Source organism: Streptomyces sp. NBC_00057 (genome assembly GCF_045041165.1).
Lineage (GTDB): Bacteria > Actinomycetota > Actinomycetes > Streptomycetales > Streptomycetaceae > Streptomyces.
Map to the genome: position 1 here is coordinate 3,042,787 of NZ_CP108256.1, position 19,608 is coordinate 3,062,394.

A 19,608-nucleotide genomic window follows, 5' to 3' on the forward strand; every position below is an offset into this window, starting at 1 on the left:
AACGGAACCTGAAGACGGCTTCAGGTGGCTTCAGGCTGCGTTCAGCATCACCCGGGCAGTGTGGACCTTGTCGAAACCGGCCACCCGATCAGGGAGGAACCCTCATGAAGCGCAAGATCGCCATCGCCGCCGTCACCGCGGCCGTGCTCGTCGGCGGCGGAGCCGCCACGGCCGTCGCCTTCGCGGACGACGACAGCCACGACCGCGACACCACGAGCAGCGCGGCAAGCGGCAGCACCGCCCGTGTCGGCGTCGGGGCCGCGGCCGCGGCCGCCGTCGGGTCCGTTCCGGGCACGGTCACCGAGGCCGAGCTGGAGGACGAGGACGGCGGGCCGGTCTGGGAGCTCGATGTGTACGGCTCCGACAAGAAGTGGCACGACGTGACGGTGGACGCGGGCAACGGCAAGGTGCTCGGGAAGCACGTCTCCGACGACAACGACGACGACGATCGCGACCGGCATGCGCCCAGTTCTGCCCCCGTCTCGCTGGACGCGGCGGTCGACGCCGCACTCAAGGCGACGCCCGGGACCGTGACGTCGATCGAACTGGACGACAGCGACGGCCGGAGCGGCGGGGCACTGCACTGGGAGGTCGACGTCCGGGGCAAGGACGGCAAGCAGCACGAGCTGAACGTCGACGCGAGCACGGGCAAGGTGACGGTGGACCGGTCGGACGACGGCGACGACGACCGCCACGGGGACGACGGCGCTGACGACTGACGGCGCCTTCCCGGCGGACCGTCAGGGCGCGTAGACGGAGATGACCGTCCCGTCGCCGAAGCTCAGGAACACCGCGTCGCCCCTACCGACGAACGAGATCGACGCCGGGTCGAGCGGGTCTCCTGGCTCTACGGGCCACTCAGTGGGCAGGCGCGAGCCCGTGTCGTCCGCCTCCCCTGTGGAAGCCATGGCGAACGCGTTGATCCCGTACCCGCCCACGACAACGGCATTGTCACCGGCCACGGCCAACCGGCCCGCGACATCCAGCCCCTCGCCACCGTCGTACGTCGCCCAGTACTGCCTCCCGTCGGCCAGGCCGAACGCGTACACCCGTGTCCGGCTGCTCACCACGACCTTGCCGTCACGTGACACGGCGGGCCGGTAGACGATGTCCACGCCGGCGGCGATCGACCGTCGGTTCCGCGGGGCCGTCACATCGACGACCGTCAGGCCGTCCGAGCCCGGGCAGAGGAGTTCCTTGCCCTTCAGGACGGGCGTTCGACAGGTGATGTCACCGGCCCCGATGTCTCCCAGCCGGGTGCCGTCGCCGCTCTTCAGGATGGTGACGCCGTCGCCGACCGCGACGAGCCGGCCCTCGGCGAGGAGCAGTTCGGCTTCGGGGGCCGGGTCGTCCCACGGCTTGTCCCACTTGCGGGAGTGCTTGCCGGTGAGTTGGTGGGCAAGGATCCGGTCCGCACCCGTGCCGGTGGCCCTCGTGACGTAGTACAGAACTCCGCCCGACTGGACGGAGTCGGCCACCCGGGTGCCGTCGGGCAGCGGCTCCCGCCACTTCTCCGCACCGTCGGCCCGCGGACGGGTCGGGGAGCGGCCCGCACGCCGCCCCCCTGACCCGTCCGGCCGGGTCAGGCCCCGGTGAGTCCTGCCACGAGCTCGTCCGCCGCCGCGTACGGGTCGAGGCTCCCCGCCACGATGCGCTCGGCGAGCGCGCCGATGTGGCGGTCGCCGTGCAGATCGCCGATGCGCTCACGCAGCCGCGTGACGGCGATCGTCTCGACCTCGCGGGCCGCACGGGCCATGCGCCGCTCGGCGAGCACGCCGTGCTCCTCCATCCACGCCCGGTGCTTCTCCAGCGCCTCGACGACCTCGTCGATGCCCTCGCCCCGGGCGGCGACCGTCTTCACGATCGGCGGCCGCCAGTCGCCGGGACCGCGGGACTCGCCGAGGCCCAGCATGTGGTTGAGCTCGCGCGCGGTGGCGTCCGCGCCGTCCCGGTCGGCCTTGTTGACGACGTACACATCGCCGATCTCCAGGATTCCGGCCTTCGCCGCCTGGATGCCGTCGCCCATGCCGGGCGCCAGCAGGACGACGGAGGTGTCGGCCTGGGAGGCGATCTCCACCTCCGACTGGCCGACGCCGACCGTCTCCACCAGGATCACTTCGCAGCCCGCAGCGTCCAGCACCCGGATCGCCTGCGGTGCCGACCAGGCGAGGCCGCCCAGATGTCCGCGGGTGGCCATGGAGCGGATGTAGACGCCCGGGTCGGAGGCGTGCTCCGACATCCGGACCCGGTCGCCGAGGAGCGCGCCGCCGGAGAACGGGGAGGACGGGTCGACGGCCAGGACACCGACCCGCTTGCCCGCCCGCCGGTACGCCGAGACCAGCGCCGACGTCGATGTCGATTTGCCGACACCGGGTGAGCCGGTCAGGCCGACGACGTACGCGTTGCCCGTCAGCGGCGCCAGGGCCGCCATCACCTCGCGCAACTGCGGCGACGCCCCCTCCACCAGGGAGATGAGCCGGGCCACGGCCCGCGGCCGGCCCGCACGGGCCTGCTCGACCAGGGTGGGGACGTCCACCATCACCGCTCCGTTCACTCGCTGCGTGCTCTACGTGTACTACGTACGGCCTGACCGGGCCGTTCCTACTTGGGGACGCGGATGATCAGCGCGTCGCCCTGGCCGCCGCCGCCGCACAGCGCCGCCGCACCGGTGCCGCCGCCGCGCCGCTTCAGCTCCAGCGCCAGGTGCAGCACCACACGGGCGCCGGACATGCCGATCGGGTGACCCAGCGCGATGGCACCGCCGTTGACGTTCACCTTTTCAGGGGTGACGCCGAGGTCCTTCATCGACTGGGCGGCGACCGCGGCGAACGCCTCGTTGATCTCGATGAGGTCGAGGTCCGCGACCTCCAGGCCGTCCTTCTTCAGGGCGTGCTTGATGGCGTTGGACGGCTGCGACTGGAGCGAGTTGTCCGGGCCCGCCACATTGCCGTGGGCGCCGATCTCGGCAATCCAGTCCAGGCCCAGTTCCTCGGCCTTGGTCTTGCTCATGACGACGACCGCGGCGGCGCCGTCGGAGATCTGCGACGAGGTGCCCGCGGTGATCGTGCCGTCCTTGGTGAAGGCCGGGCGCAGCTTGCCGAGGGACTCCGCGGTCGTCTCCGGACGGATGCCCTCGTCCTTGGAGAAGAGGACCGGGTCGCCCTTGCGCTGCGGGATCTCGACCGGGGTGATCTCGGCCTCGAAGATGCCGTTCTTCTGGGCGGCGGCGGCGCGCTGGTGGGAGAGGGCGCCGATCTCGTCCTGCTCGGCGCGGTTCAGGCCGAGGCGGGTGTTGTGCTTCTCGGTGGACTCACCCATCGGGATGTTCTCGTAGGCGTCGGTCAGACCGTCGTACGCCATCGAGTCGAGCATCTCGATCGCGCCGTACTTGTAGCCCTCGCGGGACCTCGGGAGCAGGTGCGGGGCGTTCGTCATGGACTCCTGGCCACCGGCGACGACGACGTCGAACTCACCGGCACGGATCAGCTGGTCGGCGAGCGCGATCGCGTCGAGCCCGGACAGACACACCTTGTTGACGGTGAGCGCGGGAACGTTCATCGGGATGCCCGCCTTGACCGCGGCCTGGCGGGCCGGCATCTGGCCCGCACCGGCCTGCAGGACCTGGCCCATGATCACGTACTCGACCTGGTCGCCGCCGATACCGGCCCGGTCCAGCGCGGCCTTGATGGCGAAGCCGCCGAGATCGGCTCCGGAGAAGCTCTTCAGCGAGCCGAGGAGGCGGCCCATGGGCGTACGCGCGCCCGCGACGATCACTGAGGTGGTACCGGTCGTTCCTGACATGAGGCGCAGCCCCTTGGGATTAGGAGTGAACGAGGGTTTACATGAATGTACTGAGCGGTACCTCACCCGTCATCCGGCAGCGGGTGTGATCGCGCGCACGTTGCGTAACCATCTGTGTAGCGCTGCACTGGTTGCATGCTGACGCGAATCGACCACATCGGGATCGCCTGTTTCGACCTCGACAAGACCGTCGAGTTCTACCGCTCGACCTACGGATTCGAGGTGTTCCACTCCGAGATCAACGAGGAGCAGGGCGTGCGTGAGGCCATGCTCAAGATCAACGATACGTCCGACGGCGGTGCTTCCTACCTCCAGCTCCTGGAGCCGACCCGCGAGGACTCGGCCGTGGGCAAGTGGCTCGCAAAGAATGGGGAGGGTGTCCACCACATCGCCTTCGGCACCGCGGACGTCGACGCCGACGCGGCGGACATCCGGGAGAAGGGGATCAGGGTGCTGTACGACGAGCCCCGGACAGGTTCGATGGGATCCCGGATCACCTTCCTGCACCCCAAGGACTGCCACGGCGTCCTCACCGAACTGGTCACGTCCGCAGCGGAGCACTGACCTCCGGATACCTGGCCCGGTAGAGTGGGCTGTTCCGGGCCGGGGCCGGGCCGGGGCCGCGCCGCGTCCCCAGCCGTTGATCTGTCACCATTCCCCGGGGGACCGTTCACCGGCGAACGGTACTCGTTGGAGAGTTGCGACCAGGGGACGGATGGGACCGCGCAGTGCGGGGCTACGAACGCCAGGAGAGCCACCGAGCTGAAGACGACCACCTCTCGCGGTTCGAAGCCAAGATGGACCGGCTGAAGACCGACCGGGAGAAGGCCGTCCAGCACGCCGAGGACCTCGGTTACCAGGTCGAGGTCTTGCGCGCCAAGCTGCACGAGGCTCGGCGCAATCTCGCGACCCGTCCCGCATACGACAGCGCGGACATCGGCTACCAGGCCGAGCAGCTGCTCCGTAATGCCCAGATCCAGGCCGAGCAGCTGCGGACCGACGCCGAGCGTGAGCTCCGTGACGCCCGTGCGCAGACGCAGCGGATCCTGCAGGAGCATGCCGAGCACCAGGCGCGGCTCCAGGCCGAGCTGCACAACGAGGCCGTGCAGCGGCGCCAGCAGCTCGACCAGGAGCTGGCCGAGCGCCGTCAGACCGTCGAGTCCCATGTCAACGAGAACGTCGCCTGGGCCGAGCAGCTCAGGGCCAGGACCGAGTCCCAGGCGCGCCGGCTGCTGGAGGAGTCCAGGACCGAGGCCGAGCAGTCCCTGGCGGCCGCGCGCGCCGAGGCGGGCCGGCTGGCGGACGAGACCCGGCAGCGGCTCGGCTCCGAGGCGGAGTCTGCCCGTACCGAGGCCGAGGCGATCCTGCTGCGCGCCCGCAAGGACGCCGAGCGGCTGCTGAACGCCGCCTCCAGCCAGGCGCAGGAGGCCACCAGCCACGCCGAGCAGCTGCGTACCTCGACGACGGCCGAGACCCAGCAGACCCGGCAGCAGACCGCCGAGCTGAACCGGGCCGCCGAGCAGCGCATGCAGGAGGCCGAGACCCAGCTGCGTGAGGCCCGCCTGGCGGCCGAGAAGGTCACCAACGAGGCGAAGGAAGCCGCCGTCAAGCGGCTGGCCGCCGCCGAGTCGCAGAACGAGCAGCGCACCCGTACGGCCAAGTCGGAGATCGCCCGGCTGGTTGGCGAGGCCACCAAGGACGCCGAGTCGCTCAAGGCGGAGGCCGAGCAGGCGCTCGCCGATGCCCGCGCCGAGGCGGACCGGCTGAAGTCCGAGGCGACCGAGAAGGCCCGCACGGCGGCCGCCGAGGACACCGCTGCCCAGCTCGCCAAGGCCGCCAGGACCGCCGAGGAGGTGCTGACCAAGGCATCCGAGGCCGCGAAGTCCACCACCGGGGCGGCGAGCGAGGAGGCCGACCGGATCCGCCGCGAGGCGGAGGCCGAGGCGGACCGGCTGCGCGGCGAGGCCGCCGAGCAGGCCGATCAGCTCAAGGGCGCGGCCAAGGACGACACCAAGGAGTACCGGGCCAAGACGGTCGAGCTGCAGGAGGAGGCGCGCAGGCTGCGCGGCGAGGCCGAGCAGCTGCGTTCCGAGGCGGTCGCCGAGGGCGAGCGGATCCGTGGCGAGGCCCGCCGCGAGGCCGTCCAGCAGATCGAGGAGGGCGCGAAGACCGCCGAGGAGCTGCTGTCCAAGGCGAAGGCGGATGCGGAGGAGCTGCGCAGCACCGCGGGCACGGAGAGCGAGCGGGTCCGTACCGAAGCGGCCGAGCGCGCCACCGCGCTGCGCAAGCAGGCCGAGGAGGCCCTGGAGCGCGCCCACGCCGAGGCCGAACAGCTGCGTACCGAGTCCGAGGAGCAGGCCCGGTCCACCACCACCGCGGCCGAGCAGGCGGCGGCGGAGCTGCGCGAGGAGACCGAGCGTGCGGTCGCGGCCCGGCAGGCGGAGGCGGCCGACGAGCTGACCCGGCTGAACACCGAGGCCGAGACCAGGGTCACCACCGCCGAGCAGGCGCTTAACGACGCGCGCTCCGAGGCGGAGCGCATCCGGCGTGAGACGAACGAGGAATCCGAGCGGCTGCGCGCGGAGGCCGCCGAGCGGCTGCGGGCGCTGCAGGCGCAGGCGGAGACCGAGGCGGAGCGGCTGCGCGACGAGGCCGCGGCGGATGCGTCGAAGGCGCGTGCGGAGGGCGAGTCCACCGCCGTACGGCTGCGCAGCGAGGCGGCCGCCGAGGCGGAGCGGCTCAAGTCCGAGGCGCAGGAGAGCGCCGACCGGGTGCGTTCCGAGGCCGCTGCCGCCGCGGAGCGGGTGGGCACGGAGGCCGCCGAGGCGCTGGCCGCCGCGCAGGAGGAGGCGAACCGGCGCCGCCGGGAGGCCGAGGAGACCCTCGACGCGGCGCGCACCGAGGCGAACCAGGAGCGCGAGCGGGCCCGCGAGCAGAGCGAGGAGCTTCTCGCATCCGCCCGCAAGCGGGTCGGGCAGGCGCAGGCCGAGGCGCAGCGTCTGGTCGAGGAGGCGGACAGCCGGGCGACCGAGCTGGTCTCCGCGGCCGAGCAGACAGCCCAGCAGGTACGGGATTCGGTCAGCGGACTGCAGGAGCAGGCCGAGGCGGAGATCGCCGGGCTGCGCTCCACCGCCGAGCATGTCGCGGAGCGGACGAAGTCCGAGGCGCAGGAGGAGGCGGACCGGGTCCGTTCCGATGCGTACGCGGAGCGGGAGCGGGCCGGCGAGGACGCGGCCCGGTTCCGCCGGGAGGCGCAGGAGGAGTCCGAGGCCGCGAAGGCGATGGCCGAGCGGACCGTCTCCGATGCGATCGCCGAGTCGGAGCGGCTGCGCGCGGACACCGCGGAGTACAGCCAGCGGATGCGTACCGAGGCCTCCGACGCGCTGGCCTCGGCCGAGCAGGACGCGGCTCGCAGCCGGGCCGAGGCCCGCGAGGACGCCAACCGGATGCGTTCCGATGCCGCGACCCAGGCCGACCGGCTGGTGGGCGAGGCGACGAGCGAGGCCGAGCGGATCCGTACGGAGTCGACGCAACAGGCCACCCAGCTCGTCGAGGAGGCTACACAGCAGGCGACCCGGCTGGTCGACCGGGCGACGCAGCAGGCGGCCCGGGTGACGGGCGAGGCCACGGACGAGGCCGAGCGGCTGCGTGCGGAGGCGGTGGCCATCGTCGGCTCCGCCCAGGAGCACGCGGCCCGCACCCGCGAGGAGTCGGAGCGGGTACACGCCGAAGCGGAGGCGGCGGCCGAGCAGATGCGTGCCGAGGCCCGTCAGGAGGCCGACCGGCTGCTCGACGAGGCGCGGGAGGCCGCGGCAAAGCGCCGTGCCGATGCCGCCGAACAGGCGGACCAGCTCATCAACAAGGCCCAGGAGGAGGCATTGCGCGCCGCCACCGAGGCCGAGGAGCAGGCCGACACGATGGTCGGCGTGGCCCGCAAGGAAGCTGTGCGGATCACCTCGGAGGCGACCGTCGAGGGCAACTCCCTGGTGGAGCGCGCCCGTACGGACGCGGACGAGCTGCTGGTCGGCGCGCGCCGGGACGCCACGGCCATCCGGGAGCGTGCCGAGGAGCTCAGGACCCGGATCGAGAGCGAGATCGAGGAGCTGCACGACCGGGCCCGGCGGGAGACCTCCGAGCAGATGAAGACGGCGGGCGAGCGCGTCGACAACCTGATGAAGGCGGCGACCGAGCAGCGCGACGAGGCGGCGGCCAAGGCCAAGGAGCTTCTGGCGGACGCCAATTCGGAGGCGAGCAAGGTCCGGATCGCGGCGGTGAAGCGGGCCGAGGCGCTGCTGAAGGAAGCCGAGCAGAAGAAGGCCACACTGATCCGTGAGGCCGAGAAGCTGCGGGCCGACGCCGAGGTCGAGGCGAAGCGTACGGTGGACGAGGGCAAGCGCGAGCTCGATCTGTTGGTGCGCCGGCGTGAGGACATCAACACCGAGATCTCCCGTGTCCAGGACGTGCTGGAGGCATTGGAGTCGTTCGAGTCTCCGACGGGCGGCGGCAAGGGCGCGGGTGGCGGCTCCGCCGGTGGCGTCAAAGCCGGTGCCTCAGCGGGCACTCGATCGAGTGGCAAGTCGTCCGAGGGGTAGTCGCCCTGTCATCTCCCGTGCTTCGTCAAGGACGTTCAACCCTCCGAGTGGCAAGAGTTGCGGGGGTCAGCCACCCAAAAGGGGTGTCATTCTCCAGATCAAACGGGCATCCACTCGATGACACGCCGCTCGGGCCCCTAGGATTCCCTCTAACACCTCACCGGTCTCATTCGACAGGAACCTCATGAGCGACCCTTCCTCCCCCTTCGGCTTCGAGCTCGTGCGACGTGGATACGACCGCGGTCAGGTGGATGACCGCATTACAAAGCTCGTCGCCGACCGTGATAGTGCTCTCGCCCGCATCACGTCTCTGGAAAAGCGCATCGAGGAGCTCCACCTCGAAACGCAGAACGCCCAGGCCCAGGTGAATGACGCGGAGCCGTCGTACGCCGGTCTCGGCGCGCGCGTGGAGAAGATTCTCCGCCTGGCCGAGGAGGAGGCGAAGGACCTGCGAGAGGAGGCCCGTCGCGCCGCCGAGCAGCACCGTGAACTCGCCGAGTCGGCCGCCCAGCAGGTACGCAACGACGCCGAGTCGTTCGCCGCCGAGCGCAAGGCGAAGGCCGAGGACGAGGGCGTTCGTATCGTCGAGAAGGCCAAGGGTGAGGCCGGTTCGCTGCGTACGGAGGCCCAGAAGGACGCCGCTCAGAAGCGCGAGGAGGCGGACGCCCTCTTCGAGGAGACCCGCGCCAAGGCCGCCCAGGCCGCCGCGGACTTCGAGACCAACCTCGCCAAGCGCCGCGACCAGTCGGAGCGCGACCTCGCGTCCCGTCAGGCCAAGGCCGAGAAGCGCCTCGCCGAGATCGAGCACCGCGCCGAGCAGCTCCGCCTGGAGGCCGAGAAGCTCCGTACGGACGCCGAGCGCCGGGCCCGTCAGACGGTGGAGACCGCGCAGCGCCAGTCCGAGGACATCGTGGCCGACGCGAACGCGAAGGCCGACCGGATCCGCAGCGAGTCGGAGCGCGAGCTGGCGGCGCTCACCAACCGCCGCGACTCGATCAACGCTCAGCTGACCAACGTCCGCGAGATGCTGGCGACGCTGACCGGTGCCGCGGTGGCCGCCGCCGGCTCGCCCGCCGACGACGAGCCGGTCACCCGCGGCGTCCCGGCTCAGCAGACCCGTTGACCCCGCGGTACCGCAGCTGTACCCCAGGAGGACACTGAAGATCTTGGCTGGGCTCGCGACGCCTGGCATGCACATCTGCGGCGTTGCCGAAGCGACCTGATAGCTCCTTCCCCAAGCTCTCAACTTCGTTCGAGCAGGGGAGACCCCATCCGAGGACGCTTCGGCGCCTTGCGGCTGCACGCACCAGACGCCGCTCCCTGATCCAGCCAAGATCTTCAGCACCCTCCTTGCGCGCCCGGTTCCGCCCTTGTGGTGGCGCCGGGCGCGCGGCCGTTCTAGCGTGAACGCATGATCGAGCTTGATGGTCTCACCAAGCGCTTCGGCAACAAGGTTGCCGTCGACCGGCTTTCGTGCCGCGTCAGACCTGGAATGGTGACGGGCTTTCTGGGCCCCAACGGTGCGGGCAAATCCACGACGATGCGGATGATGCTCGATCTCGACAACCCGACCAGCGGTTCGGTGCGCATCGACGGCAAGCATTACCGGGACCTGGAAGAACCTCTCAAGTACATCGGGGCGCTGCTCGACGCGAAGTCGATGCACGGCGGGCGCAGCGCGTACAACAATCTGCTATGTCTCGCTCAGAGCAATCGCATCCCGGAGAGCCGGGTCGCGGAGGTGCTGGACACCGTCGGTCTGAGCGCGGTGGCGAGGAAGAAGTCGAAGGGCTTCTCCCTCGGTATGGGCCAGCGGCTCGGCATCGCGGCGGCGCTGCTCGGCGACCCGCAGGTGCTGCTCTTCGACGAGCCCGTCAACGGTCTCGACCCCGAGGGAATTCACTGGATCCGCAATCTGATGAAGGCGCTCGCCGCGGAAGGCCGGACGATCTTCGTCTCGTCGCATCTGATGAGCGAAATGGCCCTCACCGCGGACCATTTGATCGTGATCGGCCAGGGCCGGCTGCTCGCCGACACCTCGATGGCCGACTTCATCCACCAGAACTCCCGCAGTTATGTACGTCTGCGCTCCCCGCAGCAGGAGCGGCTGCGCGATGTGCTGCACGAGGAGGGCCTGATCGTGGTCGAGGCGGGCAGCGGCACGCTGGAGATCGACGGCACCACCACCGAGGCGCTGGGAGAGCTCGCCGCCCGGCATCAGATCGTGCTGCACGAACTGAGCTCCCAGCGGGCCTCCCTGGAGGAAGCGTTCATGCAGATGACGGCGGACTCCGTGGAGTACCACGCACACTCGGAGCTCGGTCAGGCACCGCAGCCCGTGGGCCCGCGCTGGGGTGACGGGTGGAACCAGCGGACCGCCGCCGGCACGGCCGGGAACGGCACGCCGGGCGTACCCGGCACCTCCGGCACCGGCAAGGGGGCGTGACGACGATGGCATCGGTACCCGCGGTCCTGACCTCCGAGTGGACCAAGATCCGTACGGTTTCGTCGACCGTCTGGACCCTGATCTCCGCGTTCGTCGTCACCGTCGCGATGAGCGCGGCGCTCTGCGCCCTGATGAACGCCCAGTTCGACGACCTCCCCGCGGCCGAGAGGGCCACCTTCGACCCGACCCTCATCAGCTTCTCCGGCATGGTCCTCGGCCAGCTGGCCATGGTCGTATTCGGTGTGCTGGTGGTCGGTACGGAGTACAGCTCGGGCATGATCCGCACCTCGCTGGCGGCCGTGCCCCAGCGCGGTTCGTTCCTCTTCAGCAAGGTCGCGGTGGCCGGTGTGCTGGCCCTGGTGGTCGGCATCGCCACCAGCTTCGTCTCGTTCTTCCTCGGGCAGTCCCTCCTCGGCGACCACCACACGGACATCGGTGCGGACAATGTCCTGCGCGCGGTGGTCGGCGGCGGCATCTACATGGGCCTGATCGGGATCTTCTCCATGGGTGTGGCGACGATGCTGCGCAGCTCCATGCTGTCGCTCGGCATCCTGATGCCGTTCTTCTTCCTGGTCTCCCAGATCCTGTCGGCGGTCCCGGGCGCGAAGAAGGTCGCCCGCTACTTCCCCGACCAGGCCGGATCCAAGATCATGCAGGTTGTTCCGGACGCCATGAACAGCAACCCTGCTCCGTACGGGCCGTGGGGCGGGCTCGGCATTCTGGTCGCATGGGTGGCGGCCGCGCTGGTCGGCGGCTATCTCGTACTGAAGAAGCGGGACGCATGACCGGTGGGCGGGACCCAATGGCCGGTGGGCGGACGCAAGACCCGGCCGGCCCGGAAGCACTCCGTCCGCTCTGCCGGGGAGGCGACGCGCTCTCGTAACGACTTGGTCGGAACCGTCAAGGCCTGGATATCCTCCTAACTCTTACGGGGGGCATACGGCCGGACGGCCTGGGCCCCGACGACAGACGAAGTCGATGGGGCTGGAGCATGATCGAGGCAGTCGGCCTGACCAAGCGCTATGGCGCGAAGACGGCCGTGTACAACCTTTCCTTCCAGGTGCGGCCGGGGGCCGTCACCGGATTCCTCGGTCCCAATGGGTCGGGCAAGTCCACCACCATGCGCATGATGCTGGGCCTGGACCGACCGACTTCCGGCCATGTCACGATCGGCGGCCACCCCTTCCGCAGCCTGCCGAACGCCCCGCGACAGGTGGGTGCGCTGCTGGACGCGAAGGCGGTGCACGGCGGGCGCAGCGCCCGTAACCACCTCCTCTCGCTCGCCCAGCTCGCCGGCATCCCGGCCGCCCGGGTCGACGAGGTGCTCGGTGTCGTCGGTCTCCACGACGTCGCACGGAAGCGCTCCAAGGGCTTCTCGCTCGGCATGGGCCAGCGGCTCGGCATCGCGGCGGCGCTGCTCGGCGACCCGCAGGTGCTGCTCTTCGACGAGCCCGTCAACGGTCTCGACCCCGAGGGCATCCTCTGGGTCCGCAATCTGATGAAGATGCTGGCGTCGGAGGGCCGTACGGTCTTCGTCTCCAGCCATCTGATGAGCGAGATGGCACTCACCGCCGACCATCTGATCGTGATCGGCCGCGGGCAGCTGCTCGCCGACATGAGCGTCAAGGACTTCATCTCCGCCAATTCGGCCGACTTCGCCCGGGTGCGGGTCGCGGACGGCGTGCCGGAGCAGCGGGAGAAGCTGACCGCCTCGCTCACCGAGGCGGGCGGCCAGGTCATGTCGGAGCCGGACGGGGCCCTGCGGATCACCGGTCTGCAGCTGCCGCGGATCAGCGATCTGGCACACGAGTCGGATGTCCGGCTGTGGGAGCTCTCTCCGCACCAGGCCTCGCTCGAAGAGGCGTACATGCGCATGACGCAGGGCGCCGTGGACTACCGCTCGACGGTGGACCAGAAGGCCGGGCTGCAGCAGCCGGTGCACGGCGAATACGGACAGCAGCCCGGTTACGGGGCGCCGCAGCCGCCGGACCCGGATGTGCCGCAGCAGGGCTGGTACGCCCCGCCACCACCCGGACAGAACCCGCACGCGGGAGCTCCGGCGGCACCCGCTGCCGCGGCCCCGGCGGCGCCCGCCGCAGCCCCCGCAGACCTGACCGAGCGCGAGACCAGCGAGGACGCCCGATGACCACACCGCCGACCCCGCAGGCGCCGTACCAGCAGCAGGCCCCGATCCCGCAGCAGAACTGGCAGGACGCACCGACCGGGCTCTACGCCTCTCCGATCCCGGTGCGCCGCGCCACCCTCGGCGACGCGCTCGCCTCCGAGTGGACCAAGATCCGTTCAGTGCGCTCCACGATGTGGACGCTCGGCATCATGATCGTGCTGCTCCTCGGCCTCGGACTGCTTGCGGCGATCGCGGTCAGTACCGCCGACACCGACATCGGCGACGTCCCGGTACTCAGCTTCGGCTTCTTCGGTGTGCTGCTCGGCTCGATCTGTGTGATCACGCTCGGCGTGATGACCATCGCCTCCGAGTACGGCACCGGCATGATCCGTACGACGCTGACGGCCTGCCCCAGCCGTGCGCGGGTGCTGAGCGCGAAGGCGATCGTCTTCTTCCTGCTCACCTTCGTCATCACGACCGTGACGACCGCGCTGGTCGGCGCCTTGCAGACGGCCATCCTGGACGGCGAGGCGCCCACCGGTGACGACTGGCTGCGCGCCACGGTCGGCGTCGGCCTCTACATCGCGACGCTGGGACTGCTCTCGCTCGCGGTCGGCGCTCTCATCCGGCACTCCGCGGGTGCGATCACGATCATGATCGGAGTGGTGCTGCTGCCGCTCGTGCTGGCCATGTTCATGTTCGCGCAGTCGCTCGCCGACCTGCAGGAAGCGCTCTTCGAGTACTCGATCCCCAGTCAGCTCAGCGCGCTCTACGACGCTTCGGGCACCGGGTCGGGACCATCCGGCTGGGAACCGCTGTGGATCATGCTCGGCGTCACGGCCGTGGCCATGGCCGGCGCCTATCTGTCACTGGAGAACCGCGACGTCTGACCGCTCGTCGGCGAGGCCGGTCGCCGGGGCTCAGTAGCGAGGCGCGTTCCTGGACCGCTGCACCTGCGTGGTGCGGCGGTCCTTCGCGTTCCAGCAGGCCTTGTGCCAGTGCCTGCGGTCGTCGATCCCGCCGTACTCGGACCAGGCCACCAGGTGCGGGACGCCCGACGGGATCTCCTGGTCGCAGCCGGGGCAGCGGTACCGCTTGCCGACCGCGCTCGCGCCGTTCACCGGGCGGACCGACCACTCCTCCCCCTGCCACTCCTCCGTGCGTCCACCGCCGCCGTACCGGGCCCCCGGCTCCGCTGCGCTGTCGTGGGGACTCTCGCCGCCTCGGGGGCGGTTGCGGCGCGGGGACACGTGACACCTCACGGGGCAGGCTGGGCAGTTCCCGTCAAGCGTAGGGCCATTTGGCCGAACGAGGTGTCCCGCACCGCACAGGACGGCACCCCGGAGGGGGTGAGTTACCGGAAAATCGCAACAACTTGCCTCCGGACCGTGCCTTTGGCACGTGTCAGACGTTGTCCCCAGCAGGGGAGAGCCGCGTCGGCCGCAAGGAGGTAATTGGCGATGCGTGTGGGAACGTTCGTACTGGCAGCCCAGTTTCCGGGACAGGGGCCGGGGGAAGCGCTGCATCGCGCGATCCGGTCCACCGAGGTTGCGGAGGAATCCGGGCTCGACTCGGTCTGGCTGGCAGAACATCATTTCGTGCCGTACGGGGTCTGCCCGTCCGCCGTCACCCTGGCCGCGCTGCTGCTCGGCCGCACCCGGAGAATCCGGGTGGGTACGGCTGTGAGCGTGCTGCCGACCCAGCACCCGGTCACGCTGGGCGAACAGGCCGCGCTGCTCCATCTCACCAGCGGCGGCAGGTTCACGCTCGGCGTCGGCAGAGGTGGCCCCTGGGTGGATCTGGAGGTGTTCGGAGGGGGCCTGGAGGCGTACGAGAAGGGCTTCCCGGAGTCCCTGGAGCTGCTGCTCGACTGGCTGGGCAAACCCCGCGTGGCGGGGAGCGGGGAGCGGTACGGCTTCCGCGAGGTGGCGGTGGTCCCCCGGGCCGACGAGCTGCTCGACGTGGACGGCGGCGAGAGCCCCGGCGGTCCCGAGGTGGTCGTCGCGTGCACCTCGCCGAAGACGGTGAGGCTCGCCGCGGAGAACGGTCTGCCGATGCTGCTCGGTATGCACTGCGGGGACGAGGAGAAGGCCGAGATGGTCGCTCTGTGGCGCTCCGCCGCCCTCGCCGCGGGCCGCTCGCCCGAGAGCGTCCGGGAGGCCGGACATGTGTCCGCAGGGGTGGCCCAGATCGCCGACCGTGCCGAGGACGCCGTGGAGACGCTCGTGAAGGCGATGCCGGGCTGGCTGCGACAGGGCCTGGACGCCCATGTGACGGTCGACGGCCGAATCCGGGTGATGCGCGACCCGGTCGCCTATACGGAGCTGCTGTGCGGCCTTCATCCGGTGGGCCCGCCCCGGCTCGCGTCCGACCGGCTCGCCGCCACCGCCGAGCGGACAGGCATCACCCGCTTCGCGCTCCTGGTGGAGGGTTCGGGAGATCTGGCGGCCACGGAGGAGAACGTAGCGCGGCTGGGCACTGAAGTACTGCCGCTGCTCTCATAAGCAGTCGTAAGAGGTACGGGGGCTGCCGCCCCGGAGCCAGTTGCACCTCCCGCGGCCCGGAACGGCAGCAGAAGCGTTTAGCAGTCCCGTAGTTCGGGCGACTGATTGAGCAACTGGCCCCTCACCGAGGTGAAGCGGGCCAGACGCTCGTCGACCGAGGCGTCCAGCGGGAACACCGCGACGCGGTGGCAGTTCTGGAATGCCAGACGCACCCCGAAGTGCCGCTGCAGAGCGCCACGTATCGCATCACTCGCGAGCGCGCGCAGCAGCTGACCACGTGCCTGCTCGTCCGGCGGGGGCGTCTGGTTGTCGGCGAACTCTCCGCCGTCGACCTTCAGCTGAGCCACCAGAGAGCTGATCATCTCCCATGCGTAGGGCAGGGAGGTCCGGACGCAGTCGACGAAGTCGGCTTCGTCGACCTCGCCTCGCTCGGCCTGTTCCAACAGCGCCGGTGAGACGTCGAGCGACATGGGTTCTCCTCTCGCGACCCCGACGCCGGGCCGGGGCCTTACGGGCAGGGAAGGAGGACGGCGACGCAGCGTGCACAGACGGCGACCTCCTGCTTCCACGGTAAGGGCGCAGTCCTGGCCGCACCAGGAGATTGGGAACACAACCGGCCAATAACGAAGGGCAGCAAAGAGGGGCAAGCCCCTGGAGCCCCGGTCCGGAGCCCAGAGGGGCAGCGGAGGGAGAATCGCGTGGAGCACCCGTCGTCGAGTAGCGTTGCCGACCATGCGTCTCGTCATCGCCCGCTGCTCCGTGGACTACGCCGGCCGGCTCACGGCCCACCTGCCCTCCGCTCCCCGTCTGATCCTGGTGAAGGCGGACGGGAGCGTGTCGATCCACGCCGACGACAGGGCGTACAAACCCCTCAACTGGATGTCACCGCCCTGCACCCTCAAGGAGGGCGCCGACGACACCGCGGGCGTCTGGACCGTGGTCAACAAAGCGGGCGAGAAACTGATCATCACGATGGAGGAAATCCTCCATGACTCGTCCCATGAGCTGGGTGTCGACCCGGGCCTCATCAAGGACGGCGTCGAAGCACATCTGCAGGAACTCCTCGCTGACCGGATCGAGACACTCGGCGAGGGCTACACCCTGATCCGCCGTGAGTACTTCACCGCCATCGGACCGGTCGACATCCTGTGCCGGGACGCCGACGGCCAGACCGTGGCCGTGGAGCTGAAGCGGCGCGGCGACATCGACGGCGTGGAGCAGCTGACCCGCTATCTGGAGCTGCTCAACCGCGATCCCCACCTCGCCCCCGTGAAGGGCATCTTCGCGGCGCAGGAGATCAAGCCGCAGGCGCGGGTGCTGGCGACGGACCGCGGGATCGGCTGTGTGGTGCTCGATTACGACGCGCTGCGCGGCATCGAGGACGACAAGCTGCGCCTGTTCTGATGTTCCGCGGATGCCGGACGTGCGTGGCCCGTCCGGCGTCCGCGGAGCTCCGCTCAGGCCACGGTCGGGCTGCTGTCCGCACTGGCCGCCGCTGACGACGAAGAAGAAGGCCCGCTCGCCGAGTCGGAGATGTTCGGCGACGTCGGCGGGGGCTCGGTTGCCGAGCCCGTCGGGTCCGGGGAGTCGGTCTCCGTCGGAGTCGGGCTCGGGCTGGACGACTTCGTCGGCGTGGGCGACTTCGTCGGGCCGGGCGACTTGGTCGGCTTGCCCGACGACGGCTTGTCGCTGGACGGTGTGTGCGACGACGGGGTGTCGCCCGGCCCCGTCGAGTCCGTGGACGGCGTACCGCTCACGCCGGGCGTGGCCTGGCTGCCCGACGGACCCGGCGTCACCGCGCTGCCGCTGGATGCCGTGTCTCCGGGGGTCGAGCCGTCCGTCGGCCCGTCGGCCGGGACTCCGTCCCCGCTGTCGTCCTGGCCCGCCGACTCCTCGGTCGTGACACCCGGATTCCCCTGGGCATCGCCGTCACCGGACGTCATCCCCAGCGCCACCACCGTGCCGAGCACACCGGCGAGGAGGACGCCCGCGCCCGCCGCGACCAGATTGCGCCGGGCTCCGCCCAGCGCTCCGAAACGGCCTCCCCGCGCGCCTGAGGCGGCTGCGGGGGCGCTCGGCCGGGATATCACCGCGGTGGCGTCCTCATACGGCCGTGACAGCTTCTGCGTCACCGCTGCCGTCGGGCCGACGGGCGGCGGCACCGGCTTCTCGTACCGCGGGGCAGGCACGTCATCGCCCACCGGGACAGGTCCGCCGGGCAGCGGGCCGCCGGAGCGGTCCTCGACCAGGGCGAGCGCGCGTCGTCCGGCCACCACGCCCGACTTGTCGGCGAGCGCCCCGCGCATGCTGATCGAGGTCTCCAGCTCCGCCCTGGCCCGGTCCGGATTGCCGGTGCAGAGTGCGAGGACGCCCAACTCATGGTGGAAGTAAGCCTCTTCGGCGACCTCTCCGGCGATCCTGGCCGCCTCCTGGCCGATCCGCAGGGCCTTCTCCCAGGCGCCCCAGTGCAGTCCTGCCGCGAAGGCCGGGGAGGCGCTGCGGGCCAGCAGCACGGCCACGCCGGTCTGCCCCGCCCCGTCGCCGGGGACGAGCTGTGCCATCGCCGCGACGACCGCATCGGCCTCGGCGGTCGCCCGTGCGGGGGTGACCGAGGGGTGCCCGGCCCACCATGCGTAGTGCTGGGCCGCCGTCCGGGCCCGGTCGATGCTGTCCTCGCCGTATCCGGCGGCCTCCAGCTGGGCGAGGACCCCGGCGGCCAGCCGGTAGCGGGGACCGGCCGGGGAGAGCAGTCCGCAGCCGGCCAGTTCACCGAGCGCGGCGTCGGCGTGGGTGTCCCCGACGAGCGCCGGCAGATGCGCCTGGTGCGGCACCTCGCCGCCGAGTGCGACCGCGAAGCGCAGGGTGTCGCGGGCGGGCCCGCTCAGCCGTGAGGCGAGCAGCGCGGCGGGCGCCGCGCCCTCGCCGAGGCTGGGCAGCGGTATGTGGACGCCGTCGATGTCCTCGTCGTGCCCGAAGGGTGCGTCGAGGGACCGGCCGTCGAGGCCGCTGTATGCGTCGGGGTCGGTGCGCAGCATGTCGCGCTGGCGCAGCAGGGCGCCCGCCTGGACGAAGCGCAGCGGCAGCCCCTCGGACTCGAACCAGAGGTCTCCCGCCCAGTTCGCCTCCTCCTCGGTCAGCGGACGCTCGACGACCCGCTCCAGCAGGTCGGCCGAGGAGCTGCGGCCGAGGCCCGCGAGGAAGACCTCTTCGAGGTACGAGTCCGGGGTGGGTGCGGCGACATCCGGAGTCGTCGCGAAAAGGAAGGCGCACTCCGGAGTGGCGTCGAGCAGCTCCTCCAGGGCGCCCCCGCCGAATTCCAGGTCGTCGAGTACGACGACGGCGCCGATGCTCCGGACCTTTTCGAGGAGACCGGCTCGGTCGGGCCGGTGCAGCTGCGCGTCATGGACGGCCTCGAAGAGCCCGTACAGCAGGTCGGTGACGGTCCGCTTGTAGCCGGAGAGCCGTACGACTCCGTCCGGTGCGAGGTCCGCGCAGTCGGCGGCGACGGCGTTCAGCAGTGCCGTACGGCCGGATCCGGCCGGTCCGGTGAGCCGCACCGAGCGGCCGCGGGCCAGCAGGCGTGCCAGCCGCTCGCGCTCTTCCGCACGCTCCAGGAGGGGCAGACGGGGGGCAGGCGGCCCCGGCGGCACGGGGGGTGCGGTGGCGCGTTCGCGGTCGGCGCGCTCGGCCGCGGTGCGCCGGACCGGCGGATCGTGCTGCTCCCCCGGCGGGCACAGCTCGACCTCGCTGCCGTCGACCGGGTTGACGGTGAGGAGGTAGTCACCCGATATGAGCCGGACGACGCGCGCCTGTTGTGGCGTTTGCTGACCGAATTCCGGAGTAACGGGGCCGCCCCTGCTCGAACGGAGCTGAGAGCTTGGGGATGGATCGCGGGACGGCAGTCGTCGGCCGGTTCCCTCACCGAAGCTGTCGTTGTCCCGGCCGCACTCTTCCGGCCGCCGGTGTGTCGGGTCCATCGCCAAAGCCCCCAGACGCGTCGCACACGATTGTCCCTCCCGGCCTCGCACGCCCCGCTGTCGCTTCTGGTCCGGTGTCCGCCTGGTGGGTTCGTCAATCGGCGGACGGCCGAACCCTAGACCGTCGCACAGCGCCCGCTCACAGTCGGGGGGTCACGCCGTC

The 19,608-nt window shown here is 70.9% G+C and carries 16 protein-coding genes; 10 read left to right on the top strand and 6 right to left on the bottom strand.

Going from position 1 to position 19,608, the window contains the following annotated elements; translation table 11 throughout:
* The first annotated feature begins 104 nt into the window (after positions 1-104).
* Positions 105-719 carry a PepSY domain-containing protein gene (locus OG953_RS13970; protein ID WP_405684500.1) on the top strand — a complete coding sequence of 205 codons (615 nt, stop codon included), beginning with the start codon at positions 105-107 and terminating at the stop codon, positions 717-719.
* Positions 720-740: 21 nt separating this feature from the next.
* On the opposite strand, the gene OG953_RS13975 is transcribed toward OG953_RS13970, so the two are convergent.
* The 3 genes from OG953_RS13975 to OG953_RS13985 all read right to left on the bottom strand — a co-directional run bounded on the left by OG953_RS13975 (position 741) and on the right by OG953_RS13985 (position 3,801).
* Positions 741-1,478: a hypothetical protein gene (locus OG953_RS13975; protein WP_405684501.1), complete on the bottom strand. Its 738-nt coding sequence runs from the start codon at positions 1,476-1,478 to the stop codon at positions 741-743.
* A gap of 104 nt (positions 1,479-1,582) precedes the next feature.
* Entirely contained in the window at positions 1,583-2,539 is a 957-nt protein-coding gene (gene meaB, locus OG953_RS13980) for a methylmalonyl Co-A mutase-associated GTPase MeaB (RefSeq protein ID WP_383968152.1), read from the bottom strand.
* A 62-nt stretch (positions 2,540-2,601) separates the two neighbouring features.
* On the bottom strand, positions 2,602-3,801 hold the full coding sequence (locus OG953_RS13985) for an acetyl-CoA C-acetyltransferase (RefSeq protein ID WP_405684502.1): 1,200 nt from the start codon (positions 3,799-3,801) through the stop codon (positions 2,602-2,604).
* Between the two features lie 135 nt (positions 3,802-3,936).
* On the opposite strand from OG953_RS13985, the gene mce reads away from it, so the two are divergent.
* From mce to OG953_RS14020, 7 genes are all read left to right on the top strand, one after another.
* On the top strand, positions 3,937-4,365 hold the full coding sequence (gene mce, locus OG953_RS13990) for a methylmalonyl-CoA epimerase (RefSeq protein ID WP_398254450.1): 429 nt from the start codon (positions 3,937-3,939) through the stop codon (positions 4,363-4,365).
* Between the two features lie 164 nt (positions 4,366-4,529).
* A complete protein-coding gene (scy, locus tag OG953_RS13995) occupies positions 4,530-8,393 on the top strand; it encodes a polarized growth protein Scy (RefSeq protein ID WP_405684503.1) in 3,864 nt (1,287 codons plus the stop codon).
* Positions 8,394-8,577: 184 nt separating this feature from the next.
* The gene (locus OG953_RS14000) at positions 8,578-9,516 is read left to right on the top strand and encodes a cellulose-binding protein (protein ID WP_093898549.1); all 939 of its coding nucleotides are present in this window, start codon (positions 8,578-8,580) and stop codon (positions 9,514-9,516) included.
* 288 nt (positions 9,517-9,804) lie between these two features.
* The gene (locus OG953_RS14005; RefSeq protein WP_405684504.1) at positions 9,805-10,839 is read left to right on the top strand and encodes an ABC transporter ATP-binding protein; all 1,035 of its coding nucleotides are present in this window, start codon (positions 9,805-9,807) and stop codon (positions 10,837-10,839) included.
* Positions 10,840-10,844: 5 nt separating this feature from the next.
* Entirely contained in the window at positions 10,845-11,624 is a 780-nt protein-coding gene (locus OG953_RS14010) for an ABC transporter permease subunit (RefSeq protein ID WP_405684505.1), read from the top strand.
* A 206-nt stretch (positions 11,625-11,830) separates the two neighbouring features.
* Entirely contained in the window at positions 11,831-12,985 is a 1,155-nt protein-coding gene (locus OG953_RS14015) for an ABC transporter ATP-binding protein (protein WP_405684506.1), read from the top strand.
* On the top strand, positions 12,982-13,854 hold the full coding sequence (locus OG953_RS14020) for an ABC transporter permease subunit (RefSeq protein ID WP_405684508.1): 873 nt from the start codon (positions 12,982-12,984) through the stop codon (positions 13,852-13,854). Before OG953_RS14015 ends, OG953_RS14020 begins: the two co-directional genes overlap by 4 nt.
* A gap of 30 nt (positions 13,855-13,884) precedes the next feature.
* On the opposite strand, the gene OG953_RS14025 is transcribed toward OG953_RS14020, so the two are convergent.
* The gene (locus OG953_RS14025) at positions 13,885-14,214 is read right to left on the bottom strand and encodes an ATP/GTP-binding protein (RefSeq protein ID WP_405684510.1); all 330 of its coding nucleotides are present in this window, start codon (positions 14,212-14,214) and stop codon (positions 13,885-13,887) included.
* A gap of 210 nt (positions 14,215-14,424) precedes the next feature.
* On the opposite strand from OG953_RS14025, the gene OG953_RS14030 reads away from it, so the two are divergent.
* Complete coding sequence (locus OG953_RS14030; RefSeq protein ID WP_405684512.1) at positions 14,425-15,468, top strand: LLM class flavin-dependent oxidoreductase; 1,044 nt, start codon at positions 14,425-14,427, stop codon at positions 15,466-15,468.
* Positions 15,469-15,545: 77 nt separating this feature from the next.
* Here the strand turns inward: OG953_RS14030 and OG953_RS14035 are convergent, their stop codons facing one another.
* Positions 15,546-15,938 (bottom strand): SCO5389 family protein, encoded by a 393-nt coding sequence (locus OG953_RS14035; RefSeq protein ID WP_030971516.1) that lies wholly within the window; start codon positions 15,936-15,938, stop codon positions 15,546-15,548.
* A gap of 262 nt (positions 15,939-16,200) precedes the next feature.
* On the opposite strand from OG953_RS14035, the gene nucS reads away from it, so the two are divergent.
* Complete coding sequence (gene nucS, locus OG953_RS14040) at positions 16,201-16,872, top strand: endonuclease NucS (RefSeq protein WP_093898543.1); 672 nt, start codon at positions 16,201-16,203, stop codon at positions 16,870-16,872.
* Between the two features lie 53 nt (positions 16,873-16,925).
* Here nucS and OG953_RS14045 read toward each other — a convergent pair whose 3' ends face one another.
* On the bottom strand, positions 16,926-19,445 hold the full coding sequence (locus OG953_RS14045; RefSeq protein WP_405684513.1) for an ATP-binding protein: 2,520 nt from the start codon (positions 19,443-19,445) through the stop codon (positions 16,926-16,928).
* Positions 19,446-19,608 lie beyond the last annotated feature (163 nt).

Bases quoted from the DNA above. Each gene is read 5' to 3' on its own strand.
- OG953_RS13970 (WP_405684500.1), top strand. From the start codon at position 105: ATGAAGCGCAAGATCGCCATCGCCGCCGTCACCGCGGCCGTGCTCGTC.
- meaB (WP_383968152.1), bottom strand. From the start codon at position 2,539: ATGGTGGACGTCCCCACCCTGGTCGAGCAGGCCCGTGCGGGCCGGCCG.
- OG953_RS13985 (WP_405684502.1), bottom strand. From the start codon at position 3,801: ATGTCAGGAACGACCGGTACCACCTCAGTGATCGTCGCGGGCGCGCGT.
- mce (WP_398254450.1), top strand. From the start codon at position 3,937: ATGCTGACGCGAATCGACCACATCGGGATCGCCTGTTTCGACCTCGAC.
- OG953_RS14000 (WP_093898549.1), top strand. From the start codon at position 8,578: ATGAGCGACCCTTCCTCCCCCTTCGGCTTCGAGCTCGTGCGACGTGGA.
- OG953_RS14005 (WP_405684504.1), top strand. From the start codon at position 9,805: ATGATCGAGCTTGATGGTCTCACCAAGCGCTTCGGCAACAAGGTTGCC.
- OG953_RS14010 (WP_405684505.1), top strand. From the start codon at position 10,845: ATGGCATCGGTACCCGCGGTCCTGACCTCCGAGTGGACCAAGATCCGT.
- OG953_RS14015 (WP_405684506.1), top strand. From the start codon at position 11,831: ATGATCGAGGCAGTCGGCCTGACCAAGCGCTATGGCGCGAAGACGGCC.
- OG953_RS14020 (WP_405684508.1), top strand. From the start codon at position 12,982: ATGACCACACCGCCGACCCCGCAGGCGCCGTACCAGCAGCAGGCCCCG.
- OG953_RS14030 (WP_405684512.1), top strand. From the start codon at position 14,425: ATGCGTGTGGGAACGTTCGTACTGGCAGCCCAGTTTCCGGGACAGGGG.
- OG953_RS14035 (WP_030971516.1), bottom strand. From the start codon at position 15,938: ATGTCGCTCGACGTCTCACCGGCGCTGTTGGAACAGGCCGAGCGAGGC.
- nucS (WP_093898543.1), top strand. From the start codon at position 16,201: ATGCGTCTCGTCATCGCCCGCTGCTCCGTGGACTACGCCGGCCGGCTC.
- OG953_RS14045 (WP_405684513.1), bottom strand. From the start codon at position 19,445: ATGGACCCGACACACCGGCGGCCGGAAGAGTGCGGCCGGGACAACGAC.